This is a genomic window from Protofrankia sp. Cr1, from assembly GCF_963555865.1.
In the GTDB taxonomy this organism is placed as follows: domain Bacteria; phylum Actinomycetota; class Actinomycetes; order Frankiales; family Frankiaceae; genus Protofrankia.
The window spans coordinates 6,717-7,791 of the sequence record NZ_CAUVXO010000014.1 but is presented as its reverse complement, the minus strand read 5'-3'; the positions used below and the strand labels follow the sequence as shown (position 1 = coordinate 7,791).

Here is a 1,075-nt window from a genome sequence, read left to right as displayed (position 1 = left end):
ATCCCCCGGCCCCCCGGCCCCCCGGCCCCCCGGGATCCACTATGGGGACGGAACGGAGCGAGTGCGTGTGACAAGGCGGGCGACCACACGACCACCGAGACGACTACCAAGGTCAGCGGCTGGGCCCCACCGATATCCGGTCACCTCCTCAGCCTGGATCGTCACCGCAACCTCCGCGGTGATGCCGAACAGGAACCGCAGGTCGTAGTGCGTGTGCTCGGGTTCGCCCCGAGCAGGGTTCGCCGGGATCAGGTGGGCGTCGATGTCCACTGGCCGGGACAGCAGCAGACCCGCGGATGTCGGGTCGATGCCGGTTTCCTCGGCGAGTTCCCGCAGCGCAGCGTCCACGAGCGAGGAGTCGGACGGTTCGACGTGACCACCAGGTAGCAGCCACCGCCCGAGCGCGGCATGCCGGATCCGCAACACCAGCCCGTCGCGAGCGACCACGACCGCGCCGCAGGTGACATGTCCCGGCATCGTCGCGCGGGAAGCTACCGGTACGCAGACCGTTGCCGCGTCGAGCAGCGGGCGCAGCACGTGAGCCTCATCGGGATAAACGTCGAGATATTGGCGGACCATCACGGTCACATCCTCGTTGGTGACGGTCACAGCGGACGGACTCCTCAGTCGTCGTTGAAGCAACGCAGCCAGGCCGACGCGATTATTTCACGGTCGCCGGGTCAACTTCATGCACGCCAGGCTCTACCATCCCTGCGGACAATGCCGCTAGGGCAGCGAGTATTTCGCCCTGGATCAGGAAGGTGAACGGACCGACTGACGCTCCACACGTGAACTGATTGACCAGTCTGTTACGCATTGGCCGCACGAAAAACGCGTCATCGAGATGATCGACCGCTTCCGGGACGTCACGGCGAACGCACTACCCGCCTACCGTCCATCATTGTCCGAATAGTACCCATGGATCACCAGCGGACACTCTCCGCACATCTGAAGCCGGTCGCTCTAAACCTACCGAACAAGCACCCGACGACACCTCGCTGGGAGGCAGGCCATCAGATCACAACCCTGGCCCCAGCGCGTGCCGTCCGGCGCAGCGGCAGGATTGTCGATGCTG

1 protein-coding gene is annotated in these 1,075 nt (G+C 65.0%); it reads right to left on the bottom strand.

Going from position 1 to position 1,075, the window contains the following annotated elements; translation table 11 throughout:
* Positions 1-39: 39 nt before the first annotated feature.
* A complete protein-coding gene (locus U9980_RS02900; protein ID WP_322766565.1) occupies positions 40-609 on the bottom strand; it encodes an NUDIX hydrolase in 570 nt (189 codons plus the stop codon).
* Between the last annotated feature and the right edge of the window lie 466 nt (positions 610-1,075).